The sequence below is a fragment of the Phyllobacterium sp. genome, from assembly GCF_037994405.1.
GTDB lineage: Bacteria > Pseudomonadota > Alphaproteobacteria > Rhizobiales > Rhizobiaceae > Phyllobacterium.
In genome coordinates, this window is record NZ_JBBNAN010000396.1 from 16,174 (window position 1) to 31,622 (window position 15,449).

Here is a 15,449-nt window from a genome sequence, read left to right on the forward strand (position 1 = left end):
GTTATTGTGTACTTGTGCACCCAATAGAGCTTATGCCACAGTAAAAATAATAATCGCATGCAACACCATGAGGTAACGATGACGACGAGAAAGAAAATCCGGAAGGCCGTATTTCCAGTTGCGGGCTTTGGTACCCGTGTTCTCCCCGCCACCAAATCCATTCCGAAGGAGATGCTTACCGTCGTCGATAAGCCCGTCATCCAGTATGTCGTGGACGAGGCGCGCGAGGCCGGTATCGAGCATTTCATTTTCGTGACGGGCCGCAACAAGGCGGTCATCGAGGATTATTTCGACGCCCAGTACGAGCTCTATGCCACGCTTGCTGAACGCGGCAAGACTGGGCTGCTCGACGAGTTGCAGGGCATCCAGCCCGGTCCCGGAACAACCAGTTTTACCCGTCAGCAGGTACCTATGGGTCTCGGTCATGCGGTCTGGTGCGCCCGGGATATTGTCGGCGACGAGCCGTTTGCGCTGCTGTTGCCGGATATGATCATGCAGCCGGAGGAGGCAGGCTGCCTTGCCGACATGGTCGAACTTTACAACCAGTCTGGCGGCAATGTGATCGCCGTGCAGGAATGCGATCCGGCCGAGGCGCACAAATACGGGATTGTCGGGCAGGGAAAACCGATCGGCAAGGGCTTCGAACTGACGGAAATGGTCGAAAAGCCGGCCAAGGGTACGGCGCCATCCAACCTCTATATCAATGGCCGCTATATACTCCAGCCGGAGATTTTCGACATACTCGAACATCAGGAACGCGGCGCCGGTAATGAAATCCAGCTCACCGACGCGATGCTGAAGCTGACCAAGCAACAGGACTTCTTCGGCTATCACTTCAAGGGCCGGACCTACGACACCGGTTCAAAGGAAGGCTTCGTCGAGGCCAATGTGGCCTTTGCCCTGTGGCGCAACGACATCCGCAATGGTGTCATCGACAATATCGGCAACATGCTGAAGACGATCCAGCCCAAGAAGGGTTGAGCCGACCGACACCTTACCCTCCCCCTCGTGGGGAGGGTAAGGGCGGCGTTGCACCTACCTCTGCAGCGTCATACCCATGAAGATGCTGGTTTCTTTTGTCTGGCGGGTAGCGACTTCGCTGTGTGTGAATTGATGGCGGGCGCTGATATCCAATCCAAAGAACCGGTTGAACCAGTAGGTGGCGCCGATTTGCGCGCCAAAGCCCTTGTCGAAGCCAGTGCCATCCTTGTTGTCACGCAATGATGCTATCAGGGTCGCATTGACATCGAGGTTCGATCGGACCTGGCGCTTAACGCCGAGCGTGCCTTCGTAGAAGATCGAGCCGCTATCGTTCGGCGCCGTTGCACCTTCGATGCGGGTCAGCAGACCAAGGCTGACATCGGTCCCGCGCTGCGGCGACCATCTGATGGCGCCATCGATGCTAAGACCATCGACTGCGGCGAGCCGTTCGTCGTCAAAGTCCTGGCGCAGATAGCCGAGGGCGAATTCGCCGGCGAGCTTTTCGCCGAAATCCATCTCGACGCCGCCGCGCAGGCCGGTGCGTGGGCCCGAGCGGCGGAAACCGTTGGAATCAACGGCTTCGTCATACATCAGCTTGCCAAGCTGCACCTCGACAAAGGGCTTGATGGCCGGGGACATTTCGAAGCCGCCACGAAGGGTAACACTGGCGAAGTTGTTGTTGCGGTCCTTCTGACTGATCGTGCTGCCGTCGGAGAATTCCGCATCGCCGTAGGTGGTGCGGTCGAGCCTGCCCTTCACGGCGGCAAAGAACTTGCCGAACTCGTGGCGTACGCCGAGGCTGGCGTCGAGTTGCTGGACAATAGGACGGTTTGAGGTGCCAACGATGGTGGTTGGCGCGCTCGGGTCCTCCTGGCGGATACGATAGCCGCCTTCACTCTTCACCGTGGTGCGTTCGCCAAGGTCGAGCTGGATGCCGCCGCGCAGTCCCGCATTGGGAGCTGAAAATTCTTCGCCCGAGATGGACTTGTCGTAGATACCGTCGAAATCGACAAAGGCGGAATGGCGCGCCCAGTCGGTGGTGGCGCGGGCGCGCAGGCGGGTTTCTGAAAGTAAAGCACCACTGCCATCCGAAGTGCCGTCCGCATTGGTCGTGGCGCGCAGGCCCGTGCTGATCGATGGGCGCAAAGTGACTGTGCCGGCTCTGATGCCGAGCGGCGCAAAGGGCTCGGGGTCGGGGCGTATCGTGCGCCGCTCGATCGCCGGTTCGGGCAGGTTATCCGGGGCAGTGCGTTCAGCGGGAGGATTGGCTTCCCTGTTTTGCTCGATAGGAGCATTGGCGATCGAACCGGTCTGTTCCTGGTCGAGGGCTTCCCGGGAGCCATTGCCAAGCGTCGTGCCCGGGCGGGCGCGGGTTGTTCGCGTGGCGGGTCGCTCCACAGGGATCGGGATTGTTTCACCGGGAGGCGCGGCCGATTCGGGGTTAAGGCCGCCGCTATTGTCAGCGGGTCCCGATGGCGGCGATCCGGTGTTGCTAGGCACGCCAAGCAATCCTAGATTGTTGCTGTCATCCTCCGGTGGCAATGCGCCCGGACTGACCGGCTCATAGCGTTTGGAAGGAATGCCATTGTCGGGGGCGGGGCTGGCGGGGTTTACCGGACTGTTGGCCTGATTGGAGCTTGGCGTATCAGGGTTGTTCTGTGCCTGAAGCACATTGTCGTGCACGGCCCCGCGCAGCGGCGTTTGCTGGGCATGGGCCTTGGGCGCAAACACGGTGCTGCCGAGCAACGCTGTCATCAGACAGGCATTGATTGCAGTTCTGAAGCTGCCGCCGCGCGGTGCTTGAATGCGTGGTTGCCCAGGATGGATCAATAGGTGTGCCAATCAGTTCGAACATTGCGGGATGGTAAAGAGGCATGGTTAATGACTGGCTAAGAGTGCTCTTGGTTTACTTCCGCCGGATGGACATCTGCGGCGATTTTCTGCGCTTCCAGTGCTCATGGACTTAATGTCCACAGCGCTCCGGTTTTCGGAAACCACTAGAGAAAAAAAAGTTCAAATGGCAACAGAACTGGTTCCATTTGAACATCCTTTCTCTAGCTGCCTCGACCGCTGGAATTCTCAAAAGCACTCGCATTGCGGCCCGCTGCGGCGTCTTTGCGCGCGGTGTGCTGAACAAAAATTGGACAGAGGCCGAGCAAAGCGCTAACGGTTGCGGCCATGCAGGCTATAAATGACACCGAACTGGACAAAACCGCGGCAGTTGATTCCGCCAAGCGGACGATTTCAACCGAGAAGGACGGGCTTGCTGCGCTGAGCGGCGCTCTCGAAGGCCCATTGGCCGAAGCCTTCTGCAAGGCGATCGAAAAGATTGCTGGCGTACGCGGACGCATCATCGTTACCGGCGTTGGCAAGAGCGGTCATATTGGTTCGAAGATCGCCGCGACCTTCGCATCGACCGGCACACCGGCCTTCTTCGTGCATCCTTCCGAGGCCAACCATGGCGATCTCGGCATGATCGCCGTGGACGATGCGATCCTTGCGATTTCCTGGTCGGGCGATACGGCGGAGCTGAAAGGTATCGTCAGCTATTCGCGCCGCTTCCGTATTCCACTGATCGCGGTAACTGCCGGCGAGAATTCGGCGCTGGCGACGGCGGCCGATGTCGTGCTTTTGATGCCGCGTGTGACGGAAGCCTGCCCGCATGGCCTCGCGCCGACGACCTCGACGCTGATGCAGCTGGCGATGGGCGATGCGATCGCCGTGGCGCTCCTGGAGGCGCGTGGCTTTACGGCGCATGATTTCAAGACATTCCATCCCGGCGGTTCGCTGGGTGCCAGCCTGACGCATGTGCGCGAAATCATGCATCGCGGCGACCGGATCCCGCTTGTGCCGTTGGGGACGCCCATTCCCGAGGCGATGAAAGTGCTTTCCGAGAAGCGTTTCGGCTGCATTGCCGTGCAGAATGAAGACGAGACACTGGCCGGAATCATCACCGATGGCGATCTTTCGCGCAATCTTCACCGCAATCTGGTGACGATGAAAGTCGAGGAGATCATGACGCGGAGCCCGAAGACGGTGCCGCCGACGATGCTGGCAAGCGCAGCGCTGGCTCTGCTCAATGAGCACAATATCGGCGCGCTGATCGTGACCGAGAAGAATTTCCCGATCGGGATCGTGCATTTCCACGATCTGTTGCGGATAGGTGCCGCCTGAGACGTTTGCGAATTCACCCTGACGGACATGTGATGCGACATTCTGCGCTTCCGGTGCTCACGGACCAATAAGTCCGCTGCGCTCCGGTTCTCGATAGCCGCACCAGCTGCCTCGTCAGGCGGAATTCTCAAATCGTCTCGGCCATCTCGATGACGAGCGTCCCGTGGTCGATGCCGGTGATCCGCACGCGGGTACCTGCAGCAAGATCCGGCCCTGTCACGCGCCACAGGCTGTCACCGACGCGGGCGCGGCCACGGCCGTTGACCGTTGCTTCCTCCAGCGTCACCACCTGACCGATCAGTTGCTCGCCGCGCATGTTGAGCAGCGGCTCGTCGGAGACGACATCGGTTGCGCCAATCAGCCTGCGGCCAATGAAGACCGCAATGACCGAAAGCACCAGGAACAGGATGACCTGTATCTGCCAGCCAAGGCCGAGCGCTTCGCCAAACAGGATCGCGACCACACCGACAATGAGCGCGGCAACGCCGAACCAGAGGAAGAAGATGCCCGGGGCGGCGACCTCGAAAATCATCAGGATCAGGCCGAGGACCACCCAGTTCCACGGGCCGAGTTCAGCGAAGAGACGTTCCAGCATGGATGCAACTCCTCCGCTTCGTCATTACGAGCTCGAACCGGTGCCGGGAACGGTGCGGCCACGCGCTGGCGGGGTTGCCGGGGGCGTGCCGGTCTGAGCGGTATCGCCGAACACTTCGCGGGCGATGGCGCCGATGCCGCCAAGCGAGCCGATGAGCGAGGAGGCCTCCATCGGCATCAGGATGACCTTCTGATTGGGGCTGGCGGCGAACTTACCAAAGGCCTCGGTATATTTCTGCGCCACGAAATAGTTGAGCGCCTGCGTATTGCCGCCGCTGATCGCGGCTGAAACCATCTCGGTTGCCTTGGCTTCGGCCTGCGCCAGGCGTTCGCGGCCCTCGGCTTCACGATACGCAGCTTCGCGCTTGCCCTCGGCCTCAAGGATCTGCGCCTGTTTCAGACCTTCGGCGCGCAGGATCTGTGCCGCCCGCGTGCCTTCGGCCTCGAGCACCACGGCTCTTTTGTCGCGCTCCGCTTTCATCTGGCGGGCCATCGAATCAAGCAGGTCCTTGGGCGGGTTGATATCCTTGATCTCGACGCGGGTCATCTTGATGCCCCAGGAATGCGCGGCCTCATCAACGACACGCAACAGACGGTCATTGATCGCATCGCGGTTCGACAGGAGTTCGTCGAGGACCATGGAGCCCATGACAGTACGAATATTGGTCATGGTCAGGTTGAGTATGGCGTTCTTCAGCCCGCTGACCTGATAGGCGGCCTGCGGCGCATTGAGGATCTGATAGAAGGCGATACCATCGACGGCGATATTGGCGTTGTCCTTGGTGATGACTTCCTGGGTCGGAACATCAAGCACCTGTTCCATCATGTTCAGCTTGGCACCGATCCGGTCGAAGAACGGCACGATGAGGCTGAGGCCCGGCGCCAGGGTGCGGGTATATTTGCCGAAGCGTTCGATCGTGTAGTTGTAGCCCTGCGGCACCGTTTTCACGCCCGCAAACAGAACCACCAGCACCAGAAGGACAAGAACTGGAATGGTGAAGTCAAAACCGCTGAACGGCATTGTGGTCTCCCTGGCTGACGACCGCTTGACGGCGTCAAATCTGATCATCGCCCTTCGATCGGGCGAGGCCAAGATAGACGATAGTTCCGATTCTAGCGAGCCCGGTGAAAGTTCAAATCCAGCCTTGTAATTCGCGCCGGACGAGAGTCTCGATTACCTTCATGCCCTCGTCTGAATCGTTGAGACAGGGGACGTGGGTGAAGTTGACACCGCCATTGTGACGGAAGGTTTCCGCGCCTTCGCCGGCGATCTCCTCGAGCGTTTCCAGGCAATCGGCAACGAAGCCTGGGTTGAAGACGGCAACCGATTTGACGCCATCCCTGGCGAGCTTTTCGAGTGTCTTGTCCGTGTAGGGCTGCATCCATTCTTCCGGGCCGAAGCGGGACTGGAAGCAGGTGATCAGCTTGTCCTCGCTCCAGCCGAGGCGCTCGCGCAGCAGGCGCGTGGTCTTCCAGCAATGGCAGGGATAGGGATCGCCGCGCTTGAAATAACTCTGCGGAATGCCGTGATAGGAGGCGATCAGCACTTCCGGCTCGAAATCGAGCGTCGCATAGTGCTTGTCGATCGACGTTGCGAGCGCGTCGATATAGACGGTTTCGTCCTGATAGGACGGTACGGTCCGTGTTGCGGGCATGAAGCGCATCCTGATCAGCGCCTCGAAGAATTTGTCATTCACGGTCGCTGTCGTCGTCGCCGAATATTGCGGATAGAGCGGGAACATCAAAATGCGTTTGCACCCCTGACGGTCCAGCCGTTCCAGCGCCTGTTCGATCGACGGCTGGCCGTAGCGCATGCCCCAATCGACGATGATTTCCGGATGTGAGGCAAGCGCCGCCCCGAGCTTTTCGCCCTGAGAGCGGGTGTAGGTGCGCAGCGGAGATTCGTTGCGCTCGCGATTCCATATCTTGTCGTAGAGTGCGCCGGACTTTTTCGGGCGGGTGTTGAGCACGATGCCGTAGAGTACCGGCAGCCAGATGGCGCGAGGCCATTCGATGACGCGCTTGTCGGAGAGAAATTCCTTCAGGTAGCGCCGCATTGAGGTCTTGTCGGTGCCGTCCGGCGTGCCGAGGTTGACGAGAAGGACGCCGATCTTCGATGTTTCAATACGTGGATGGTCTTCCGGCTCCTTTACAGCCAACAGCGCCTCGCCAGAAATTGCCATGTCCATAACTCCACTTCTGCGCGTGGAACCTAGTCACGACGGGCATTATTGCAAGAGTGCGAAAGGCCGCATGCAGCGGAGGCTACTCAACAATTTGGTTTCGGTTGCAAGCTCGTTATGCGTGGTTCGACGGGGCTCACCATGAGGGAAATTGTTGATTGCGGCGCCAATCCGCGACGTCTCTCCTCAATGTACTCACGTCCCTCATGGTGAGCCCCGTCGAACCACGCACAGATGGACTGCCGCGCCTCCGCAAATCCCAAAAGGGATGAACTACGCCCTACAACGCGGGAACCTTCATCTCGGCGCCGATCGGCAGCTTCATTATCTTCATTTCAGGATTGGCCTCAGCGAGTTTCTTCCAGTTGATGCCCTTGCCGTAGACCTCTTCGGCAATATCCCAGAAATTGTCGCCGCGCTTGATCGTGTAAGTGTCCGGATGATGATTTGCAGCCGGGGCACCTACTGCGGGCTCCGTCGCAGGCTTGGTCGCCTCCGCGGCCTTTGGTGCTTCTGTTGCGGCCGGTTCCGTTGGCTTGGTTTCGGCTGCCGCGCCGGAGGCGAGGGCCGTAATGCGGCCATCGGTATAAGGCTTATAGGGGGTGTGCTGGCCCAGATAGTCGGCAAGGACCAGCTCCAGTCCGGGCCCGTAATCATAGGCGTTCACTGCATTGGTGGAGAATATCTTGTAGCCGTCGCCGCCAGCGCGCATGTAGTTGTTGGATACTACACCATAGGTCGCGCCTGTATCGATAGGCCGCCAACTGTCGCCCTGGAGCACCTGAACATCTGATATGCGGCTGCCAACGGGCTTTGAAACATCGAATGCATATTTCAGTCCGGCAACCTGCGGGAAGCGCCCGGCACCCTGATCGATCTGGCTGACGCCATTCTCAAGCGCTGCAACAACGTCCGATCCACGAAGCTGGAAGGTCGCGAGCGTGTTCTGGAAGGGCAGAACCGTCAACACTTCGCCCATGGTGACGTCGCCCGCGTCGATCGATGCGCGCAAACCCCCGCCATTGATGATCGCAATCGTCACGCCCTGACCTTTCACACGGTCCAGCATGGCCTCGGCAACGAGATCGCCCATGCTGCACTCCTTGACGCGGCAGATTTCTCGTGCTGCTTCGATTACGCCACTCGATTCACCGACCTTTTTCACTTTCAGCTCTTCGATCGGCTGGGCCAGTTCCTTGATGCGGGCCACAAAGGCCGGGTCTGGCGTGACGGAAGAATCGAGCAGGATCGGCGCACCTTCACTCTTGGTGACATTGCCGTCATCGTCGAACGTGACCTTAAGTTCGCCGAGATATTTCGAATATGACTTGGCCTGGACAATCGGCACGTCGCGTCCGGATGGGTTCTTGACCAGAGTCGGGTAGGGGCCGAGTGCCTCGGGATCGGTGTTCGACAGCAACGTATGGCTGTGGCCGCCGACAATCACATCGATGCCGTCAACCTTGGCGGCAAGCTCCTTGTCCTTGAGGTAGCCGTAATGGTTGACCGCGATGATCTTGTTGACGCCTTCACCCTTCAACGTGTCGACCAACTTTTTCAGCGTCTCCACCTCGTCGGCGAATTTGACCGTTGGTCCGGGTGTCGAGATTTCTGCCGTGTCGGTTGTCAGGGCGGAGATGATGCCGATCTTCTGGCCACCGATTTCCTTGATCAGATAGGGTTTGAATTTTCCCGCAATGGGCGAATCCGGTGCCGCTTCCGTATTGCTGGAAATGACCGGGAATTTCACCTTGTCCAGGAACTTGGCCAGCGTGACGGCGGTATCGTCGAATTCATGATTGCCAAGCGCCATCGCATCGAAGCCCATCTGGTTCATGAACTCGGCGGTGTCGTCGCCCTTGTAGGTCGTGTAGAACAGCGAGCCCTGGAATTCGTCGCCGGCATCGAGCAGAATGACATTGCCGCCATCCTTGGACAAAGCCGCGCGTCGCTCGTCGATCTTGGCCTTGACGCGTGCAATTCCGCCAAAACACTCATTCTTGCTCTCTTCTTCGGCCGAGCAGGTGGAATCATATTTGTTGATCGGTTCGATACGCGAGTGCTGATCGTTGATATGCAGAATATTGAGTGTGTAATCAGCCATCGCGGCACCGGCTGTCAGGCCGAGAGCTGAAGTGGCTAGCAAAATTCTGGCAAGGATTCCGGACATGGTCTGCTCCACATATGCGTTCGATCAGGAAAGGGGCTTAGTATCTTCATCCTATGTTTCGTGCGTCAAGACGATATGACAGACACAGCACCGACCCCATTGCGAGTCCGCGCTCTTTTTCGGAATCTAAAAATTGGCGGGCATATATTAGGACATGAATAATTTGGCGAAGATGCCAATCTGAAATGCAAGAACGGATCCCATCAATTCGGGTCTGATCAACGGAAAAAGGGACGCCTAGCCGACCTGCGGTGAGCGGCGTGTCAGGGAGAACTGCTGGCCCGACGACGAGGTGCAATTCAGCTGGCCGGCGCTGACCAGGGCGCAATTGACCTTCGACTGGGTGCCGCGCGCGAGAGAACGCAGATCGATCTCGATCAGATTGGCGGAAGCGAAGCGATAATTGCCCTCGGCCAGTTTTTCCTTGGTATCATTGGCGCGGGTTTCGAATACGCCGTTGTTGAAATTCGAGAAGGCGACCCCGGATGTGTCGAACCATTGGCCTTGCACCGCGTCCGATGGGCGGGAAACCTGCGCCGGACCGCCACCCTGCATGGAGCCGCTCATGCAGCCGGCAAGGGAAAAGGCGAGCGCTGCTGAGGGAATCGCAAACCAAAAACGTTTCATCCAGACTGTCTCCCAATGGATATGCCCTCTTTGATGCCGCGAAAATCAAGCAAAAACAAGACCTAAGTTTAATTGCAAATTCGAAGGAGTAGTGATTTCCCGCTTATTTCCAAGTTGCCAGTTGTCGTCGGCAAAATATGTAGAGAGAATGACAATGGAATTGCATGGGCCAGAACGAGATAGGTTGCTGGGAGTGATTTGATGCTTGTTCGGATTGCAAAACCTGATGACGCTGCAACCGCCTCTATGGTGCTGTGCCGGTCGATCGCGGAGTTATGCGATCTGATCATGGTGGCGACCAATCAACGCTTTTCCGTTGGCTTGCCGACAAGACAGCCGAGAACGTCAAAACATGGATCGAGGCGGTCAACCAGCAATTGGTGGTGGCGGAAGAGTGGCGATATTGTCGGTGTTGGAGCCGCGTCTGCAGCGGGTGAAATCCTGCTGAACTATGTTTCACCGGATGCCCGGTTTCGTGGTGTCAGCAAGGCAATCCTCCTTCACCTTGAATCCTACGTGCTTGCGCAAGGAAACAGGAAAAGCTTTCTTTCGAGTACCCGGACTGCCCATCCATTCTATCTCGCGGTTGGCTACGAAGATGCTGGAGAACCGGAACTGTGGGCCGGGATGAGTGCGCGGCCAATGGTGAAGTAGCCGTCGCCAGAGCGAGGGGTGCAATGATCGGTTATACGATGGTGGGAACCAACAATCTTGAGCAAGCGATCCGGTTCTATGAACCGCTGATGGCGGCTTGATCAACGCTACCGGGACGACCTCTCGATCTCATGGGGCAGGAAGGGGGACGACACGTTTGCCTTCTTCTTTGTCGGATATCCGTTCGATGGTGGGCCGGCGACGGTCGGCAATGGCGTGATGACAGCGTTCCGCTTCGATGACAATGTCGCGCTGGTGGATCGGCTCTATGTGCTGGCCATGGAAAACGGCGGAAGTGACGAAGGCGCGCCCGGTTTTCGGCCCCATTATGGCGAAGGGTTTTACGGTGCCTATGTCCGCGATCCCGACGGCAACAAACTCGCATTTGTCTGTTACGACGCCACGCCAGTTACGCAGGAATAGTTGGCAAAAAGCGGCAGAACGAAAAACGGCAGCCCCAGGCTGCCGTTTTGTTTTTGAATGTAGGATCAGCGCACCAGGATGTTGCGGAACTGCCAGGGATCGTCGAGATCGAGATTTTCCTTGAACAGGCCCGGACGGTTTTCCAGTGGCGTCCAGGCGGTGTAGTGGCCCTTGAGCGGACCGAGGTAGGGCTTTTGCAATTCCAGGCAACGCCGGAAGTCCATCTCGTCGGTTTCGACGATACCCGCGTCGGGATTTTCCAGTGCCCAGACCATGCCTGCCATGACGGCGGACGAGACCTGCAGGCCGGTTGCATTCTGATAGGGAGCAAGCTTGCGGGCTTCCTCGATCGTCAGCTGCGAACCGTACCAGTAGGCGTTCTTGTCGTGGCCATAGAGCAGGACACCAAGTTCATCGGCGCCATCGACGATTTCGGATTCGTCGAGCACATGCTGGATCGCCTGCGGCTGACCGGCTGCACCGAACATCTCGTCAAGAGACAATGTTGCGACATTGGCGGGGTGGTAGGCATAGTGGCATGTGGGCCGGTAGGTGACCTTGCCCTTCTTGTCGAACACCGTGAAGAAATCGGCGATCGAGATTGCCTCATTGTGCGTGACCAGAAGGCCGAACTGTGCGCCTTCGGTCGGGCACCAGGTGCGGATGCGCGTATCGGCGCCAGGCTGTTCAAGGAAGATCGCTGCCTTGTTGCCCTTCTTTTGCTTGCGCGCATTCTTAGGCATCCACTTTTCATGGGTGCCCCAGCCAAGTTCGGCCGGTTGCAGGCCCTCTGAAATGAAGCCGTCGACGGACCATGTGTTCCAGAAGGCGCCAAAAGGCTTCGGTTCGGTGGCGCGCTGCGTATCGCGCTCGGCAATATGGATGCCCTTGACACCGACCTTGTCCATCAGCTGCGCCCAGCCGTGGCGATCTTTGGGTGCGGGTTCCGTGTGATCAATGTTGAGATCGCTTGCCAGGTCGAGCACAGCCCGCTTGACAAACCATGAGACCATTCCGGGATTTGCCCCGCAGCAGGAAACAGCGGTCGGGCCACCTGGATGCTTCTTCTTCTCCGCAAGCAGGGTCTGGCGCAGGGCGTAATTGGTGCGGTCGGCATTATCGACGTCACTTGCATAGTAGAAGCCGGACCAGGGCTCGATGACCGTATCGATATAGAGTGCGCCCACCTTGCGGCACAGGCGCATTATATCGACGGACGAAGTGTCGACGGAAAGATTGACGCAGAAACCCTGGCCGCCACCTTCGGTCAAAAGCGGCTTGAGCAGCGTCTTGTAATTTTCCTTGGTAACGGCTTCCTGGATGAAGCGGATGCCACGCTCGTCGAGCAGTTTCTTGTTGGCATCGCTCGGATCGATAACGACCAGGCGGGACTTGTCATATTTGAAGTGGCGTTCGATGAGGGGCAGGGTACCCCGTCCGATGGAACCGAAACCGATCATCACAATCGGACCGGTTATTTCTCCATATACAGGCCATTCAGCCTTCGCCATTTTTTTGTTGCTCCTAATTTTGATCTCCATCAATGAGTGCAGCCGCTATAGATCGGCCTCAAAGAAACCATAGAGCATAGAGATGACAAAGAGCAAACAACCCATTGCTCTTTTACGGTGAAATTTGAATCTACTGTTAATTAAAGCGCGTCTATAGCCGTCTGAGCGCGTCGATAAGCCGTTCGCGGATTGTCATAATACCTTTGTAGTGCAACTGCGCAGGATTCAGCGCCTCGAGCTGGCGAACAAATGCTTCGGCCACATTACGGCATTCCGGATGTTTCTTCAGCGCCTTGATAGGATCGAGATGGATGCGGATGGTGAAAAGAATATCGCCGGACGTGGGCAATTTGCGCAAGGTCTGGCGTTCGACGCGGACAAAGCTTTGCGCGGCAATATCGTCATCAGTATAGAGTGCACCTTTCTCGTGGCTCGCAAGCGGATGGTAGAGATTGCCGTCTGGCTGCAGCGACCAGTTGATGCGCCAGACCGGGCGGTCGACACGCAAATTGTCGAACATGCGGGTGATCAGCCCGGCATTGCGGGTGCCGGCGCCGAAATCGGGGACGGGTGCGTGGATCTCGTCCATCGAGCGGCCGAATTTCTCGAGAAGTGTCCAGGACGAGGGAAAGGACAAGGAGGCGGCGGCAAGATGCCAGCTGCGGGCTTCATCCTTGCGCATCAGCACCAGATCTTCCTGAACGAGGCTTGCAGCGCGGTGCAAGTACGGTGTTTCCGCTTCGCCAAGCGGCACAACGCCGTCCCCTCCCGTGAGGGTGATGGTGTCGCGGTCGCGCGTATAGAGCGATGGATAGCGCCCGGTGAGATGGGCGGCGAGCAGGTTCAGCACTTCCGTTTGCGCCTCGCGCGTCCCTGGCTCCTCGACAAAAATCCTGTGGCCATGCAGGGCGAAGAGGCGTTGCTTCTCGGCGAGATAGGTGAGCAGATCATCGTCGATCTCGATCCAGTCGTTCAGGTCGAGCTGTTGCAACCCTATGGTGAAGGGTTGCGCCGAGCCGTCGTAAGGCGTGTGCGTTGGAGCCATATGTGCAGTATCAGCAGTGGTATCCATTATGCGGCGTCCATCGCCTCCAGTTCATCGATAATGCCTTCGATGACCGACAGGCCCTTCTGCCAGAAGGCGGGGTCGGTGGCGTCGAGGCCAAAGGGCGCGAGCAATTCGGAATGGTGCTTGGTGCCTCCGGCCTTCAGCATGTCGAAATACTTCTGCTGGAAACCCGCGTCCGCATTCTGGTAGACCGCGTAGAGCGAATTTACCAGGCAGTCGCCGAAGGCATAGGCATAGACATAGAATGGCGAGTGGATGAAGTGCGGAATATAGGTCCAGAAGGTTTCGTAGCCGGGGCCGAAACGGACGGCTGATCCGAGGCTCTCCTTCTGGACATCGAGCCAGATTTCCCCGATGCGATCGGATGTCAGTTCACCGTTCAACCGCTCAGTGTGGACGCGGCGTTCGAATTGATAGAAGGCGATCTGACGCACGACCGTGTTGATCATGTCCTCGGCCTTCTGCGCCAGCATCGCCTTGCGTTCGCGCTTGTCCTTGGTCTTCTCCAGGAGCGACCGGAAGGTCAGCATTTCGCCGAATACCGAGGCGGTCTCGGCCAACGTCAGCGGCGTTGAAGCCATCAGTGCGCCCTGTCCGGCGGCGAGTACCTGATGCACGCCGTGGCCGAGTTCGTGCGCCAGGGTCATCACATCGCGCGGCTTGCCCATATAGTTGAGGAGCACATAGGGATGCACCGAGGGGACGGTGGGATGAGCGAAGGCACCCGGTGACTTGCCGGGGCGTGTCGGGGCGTCGATCCAGTTGCGGTCGAAGAACCGTTTGGCAATGTCGGCCATTTCAGGCGCGAAATCATGATAGGCCGAAAGCACGGTTTCTCTTGCGCCGGTCCAGGAGATCACCGCCTGCGGCGTTTCCGGCAGCGGCGCGTTGCGATCCCAATTGTTGAGGTAGTCGAGACCGAGCCATTTGGCCTTCAACGCGTAATAGCGATGCGACAGCCTTGGATAGGCCGCCTGCACGGCCTCTGCGAGCGCATCGACAACGTCGCGTTCGACGCGATTGGCGAGATGGCGGCTATCGGCAATATCGTGAAAGCCGCGCCAGCGATCGGAGATCTCCTTGTCCTTCGCCAAAGTATTGGTGATGAGCGTGAACGTGCGCAGGCTTTCCTTGAAGGTCTTCGCAAGCGCCTCCGAAGCTGCCTTGCGCAAGCTGCCGTCCGCATCCTGCAGCAGGTTCAACGTAGGCTCGAGGGAGAGTTCCTCGCCATTCACCTCGAAGCGCAGGGCGGTCATGGTCTCGTCGAACAGTCGATTCCATGCGCCCCGTCCGGTGACCGACTTCTCGTGAAAAAGTTGCTCGATCTTGTCGTCAAGCTGATAAGGCTTGTCCTTGCGTAAATCGAGCAGCCACGGGCGATAATGGCCAATGGCCGGATTGTCCGCCATTGCCTTCTCGATCACCGCGTCGTCAATCCGATTGAGTTCGAGGCTGTAGAAAATCAGATGCGTGCTGGCATCGGTCATCTTCTGCTGAATGTCGCCATAGAGCTTGGCATGTTTCGGATCGGAGGTGTCGCCGGCATAGACCAGGCCGGCGAAGGAGACGATCCTGCCGATGAGTTCTTCGAGCGCTTCGAATTCCTTGATCGACTCAGCCAAATCGCCGCCATTGGGCTTGCCGGCTTCGCTCGCAAGCTTACCTTTCCAGCGCTGCTCGAACTGGATGGCCAATTCATTGGATTTCTCGAGATCCGCCTTCAGCTCGCTGCTCTCCGCGGATGGATAAAGGTCAGCAAGGTTCCATTCGGGCAGCGTTCCAAGGGCAGCCTGGTCTTTTTTTGATACCGCCGCACGGCCTGAATTCGAGGCAGCCATTTCTGCTTTGTCGAACGCGTAACTATCTCTTTCTGAAGTCATTTTGGGCACCATGTCATTGTCGCGAATGCAATTTCGAAGGACCGAATCGCAAGGGAAAGATCGAGAGACCAGACCTTAAGAGTCAGTATGCAATTGATCCAGTTCGATCTTGCTCATTCAGAATTCAAGCGATTTTTAGACTTTCGAAGGATGGATTCATTTGTTAAAAGGCCTTAACTGTGC

Annotated in this window: 13 protein-coding genes; 4 read left to right on the plus strand and 9 right to left on the minus strand. The window is 58.0% G+C overall.

Translation table 11 applies throughout. From position 1 onward, the window contains the following. The first annotated feature begins 78 nt into the window (after positions 1-78). A complete protein-coding gene (gene galU, locus AAAC48_RS21975) occupies positions 79-981 on the plus strand; it encodes a UTP--glucose-1-phosphate uridylyltransferase GalU (RefSeq protein WP_340656231.1) in 903 nt (300 codons plus the stop codon). A 54-nt stretch (positions 982-1,035) separates the two neighbouring features. On the opposite strand, the gene AAAC48_RS21980 is transcribed toward galU, so the two are convergent. Next, positions 1,036-2,736: an outer membrane beta-barrel protein gene (locus AAAC48_RS21980; RefSeq protein ID WP_340656232.1), complete on the minus strand. Its 1,701-nt coding sequence runs from the start codon at positions 2,734-2,736 to the stop codon at positions 1,036-1,038. Between the two features lie 423 nt (positions 2,737-3,159). Between AAAC48_RS21980 and AAAC48_RS21985 the strand changes: the two genes are divergently transcribed. Further along, positions 3,160-4,155 (plus strand): KpsF/GutQ family sugar-phosphate isomerase, encoded by a 996-nt coding sequence (locus AAAC48_RS21985; RefSeq protein WP_340656233.1) that lies wholly within the window; start codon positions 3,160-3,162, stop codon positions 4,153-4,155. A gap of 127 nt (positions 4,156-4,282) precedes the next feature. Here the strand turns inward: AAAC48_RS21985 and AAAC48_RS21990 are convergent, their stop codons facing one another. The 5 genes from AAAC48_RS21990 to AAAC48_RS22010 form a co-directional block, all read right to left on the minus strand. After that, complete coding sequence (locus AAAC48_RS21990) at positions 4,283-4,750, minus strand: NfeD family protein (RefSeq protein WP_340656234.1); 468 nt, start codon at positions 4,748-4,750, stop codon at positions 4,283-4,285. A gap of 24 nt (positions 4,751-4,774) precedes the next feature. Next, entirely contained in the window at positions 4,775-5,770 is a 996-nt protein-coding gene (locus AAAC48_RS21995) for an SPFH domain-containing protein (protein ID WP_340656235.1), read from the minus strand. A gap of 112 nt (positions 5,771-5,882) precedes the next feature. After that, positions 5,883-6,932 carry a ferrochelatase gene (hemH, locus tag AAAC48_RS22000; protein WP_340656236.1) on the minus strand — a complete coding sequence of 350 codons (1,050 nt, stop codon included), beginning with the start codon at positions 6,930-6,932 and terminating at the stop codon, positions 5,883-5,885. Positions 6,933-7,212: 280 nt separating this feature from the next. Further along, on the minus strand, positions 7,213-9,102 hold the full coding sequence (locus AAAC48_RS22005) for a 5'-nucleotidase C-terminal domain-containing protein (RefSeq protein WP_340656237.1): 1,890 nt from the start codon (positions 9,100-9,102) through the stop codon (positions 7,213-7,215). A gap of 237 nt (positions 9,103-9,339) precedes the next feature. Then, on the minus strand, positions 9,340-9,729 hold the full coding sequence (locus AAAC48_RS22010; RefSeq protein ID WP_340656238.1) for a hypothetical protein: 390 nt from the start codon (positions 9,727-9,729) through the stop codon (positions 9,340-9,342). A 201-nt stretch (positions 9,730-9,930) separates the two neighbouring features. Between AAAC48_RS22010 and AAAC48_RS22015 the strand changes: the two genes are divergently transcribed. Together AAAC48_RS22015 and AAAC48_RS22020 are read left to right on the plus strand one after the other, a co-directional pair. Continuing rightward, positions 9,931-10,383, plus strand: a complete 453-nt coding sequence (locus AAAC48_RS22015) for a GNAT family N-acetyltransferase (protein ID WP_340656239.1) — start codon at positions 9,931-9,933, stop codon at positions 10,381-10,383. Between the two features lie 219 nt (positions 10,384-10,602). Beyond that, complete coding sequence (locus AAAC48_RS22020; RefSeq protein ID WP_340656240.1) at positions 10,603-10,806, plus strand: hypothetical protein; 204 nt, start codon at positions 10,603-10,605, stop codon at positions 10,804-10,806. Positions 10,807-10,871: 65 nt separating this feature from the next. Here AAAC48_RS22020 and AAAC48_RS22025 read toward each other — a convergent pair whose 3' ends face one another. From AAAC48_RS22025 to AAAC48_RS22035, 3 genes are all read right to left on the minus strand, one after another. Then, positions 10,872-12,317 carry a homospermidine synthase gene (locus tag AAAC48_RS22025; protein ID WP_340656241.1) on the minus strand — a complete coding sequence of 482 codons (1,446 nt, stop codon included), beginning with the start codon at positions 12,315-12,317 and terminating at the stop codon, positions 10,872-10,874. Positions 12,318-12,468: 151 nt separating this feature from the next. After that, positions 12,469-13,389: a DUF3445 domain-containing protein gene (locus AAAC48_RS22030; protein WP_340656242.1), complete on the minus strand. Its 921-nt coding sequence runs from the start codon at positions 13,387-13,389 to the stop codon at positions 12,469-12,471. Next, positions 13,389-15,224: a M3 family oligoendopeptidase gene (locus tag AAAC48_RS22035; protein WP_340656244.1), complete on the minus strand. Its 1,836-nt coding sequence runs from the start codon at positions 15,222-15,224 to the stop codon at positions 13,389-13,391. Before AAAC48_RS22035 ends, AAAC48_RS22030 begins: the two co-directional genes overlap by 1 nt. Between the last annotated feature and the right edge of the window lie 225 nt (positions 15,225-15,449).

What these genes read in the sequence shown, in the direction of transcription:
- galU (WP_340656231.1), top strand. Translation starts at nt 79, where the DNA reads ATGACGACGAGAAAGAAAATCCGGAAGGCCGTATTTCCAGTTGCGGGC.
- AAAC48_RS21980 (WP_340656232.1), bottom strand. Translation starts at nt 2,736, where the DNA reads ATGACAGCGTTGCTCGGCAGCACCGTGTTTGCGCCCAAGGCCCATGCC.
- AAAC48_RS21985 (WP_340656233.1), top strand. Translation starts at nt 3,160, where the DNA reads ATGCAGGCTATAAATGACACCGAACTGGACAAAACCGCGGCAGTTGAT.
- AAAC48_RS21990 (WP_340656234.1), bottom strand. Translation starts at nt 4,750, where the DNA reads ATGCTGGAACGTCTCTTCGCTGAACTCGGCCCGTGGAACTGGGTGGTC.
- AAAC48_RS21995 (WP_340656235.1), bottom strand. Translation starts at nt 5,770, where the DNA reads ATGCCGTTCAGCGGTTTTGACTTCACCATTCCAGTTCTTGTCCTTCTG.
- hemH (WP_340656236.1), bottom strand. Translation starts at nt 6,932, where the DNA reads ATGGCAATTTCTGGCGAGGCGCTGTTGGCTGTAAAGGAGCCGGAAGAC.
- AAAC48_RS22005 (WP_340656237.1), bottom strand. Translation starts at nt 9,102, where the DNA reads ATGTCCGGAATCCTTGCCAGAATTTTGCTAGCCACTTCAGCTCTCGGC.
- AAAC48_RS22010 (WP_340656238.1), bottom strand. Translation starts at nt 9,729, where the DNA reads ATGAAACGTTTTTGGTTTGCGATTCCCTCAGCAGCGCTCGCCTTTTCC.
- AAAC48_RS22015 (WP_340656239.1), top strand. Translation starts at nt 9,931, where the DNA reads ATGCTTGTTCGGATTGCAAAACCTGATGACGCTGCAACCGCCTCTATG.
- AAAC48_RS22020 (WP_340656240.1), top strand. Translation starts at nt 10,603, where the DNA reads ATGACAGCGTTCCGCTTCGATGACAATGTCGCGCTGGTGGATCGGCTC.
- AAAC48_RS22025 (WP_340656241.1), bottom strand. Translation starts at nt 12,317, where the DNA reads ATGGCGAAGGCTGAATGGCCTGTATATGGAGAAATAACCGGTCCGATT.
- AAAC48_RS22030 (WP_340656242.1), bottom strand. Translation starts at nt 13,389, where the DNA reads ATGGATACCACTGCTGATACTGCACATATGGCTCCAACGCACACGCCT.
- AAAC48_RS22035 (WP_340656244.1), bottom strand. Translation starts at nt 15,224, where the DNA reads ATGGCTGCCTCGAATTCAGGCCGTGCGGCGGTATCAAAAAAAGACCAG.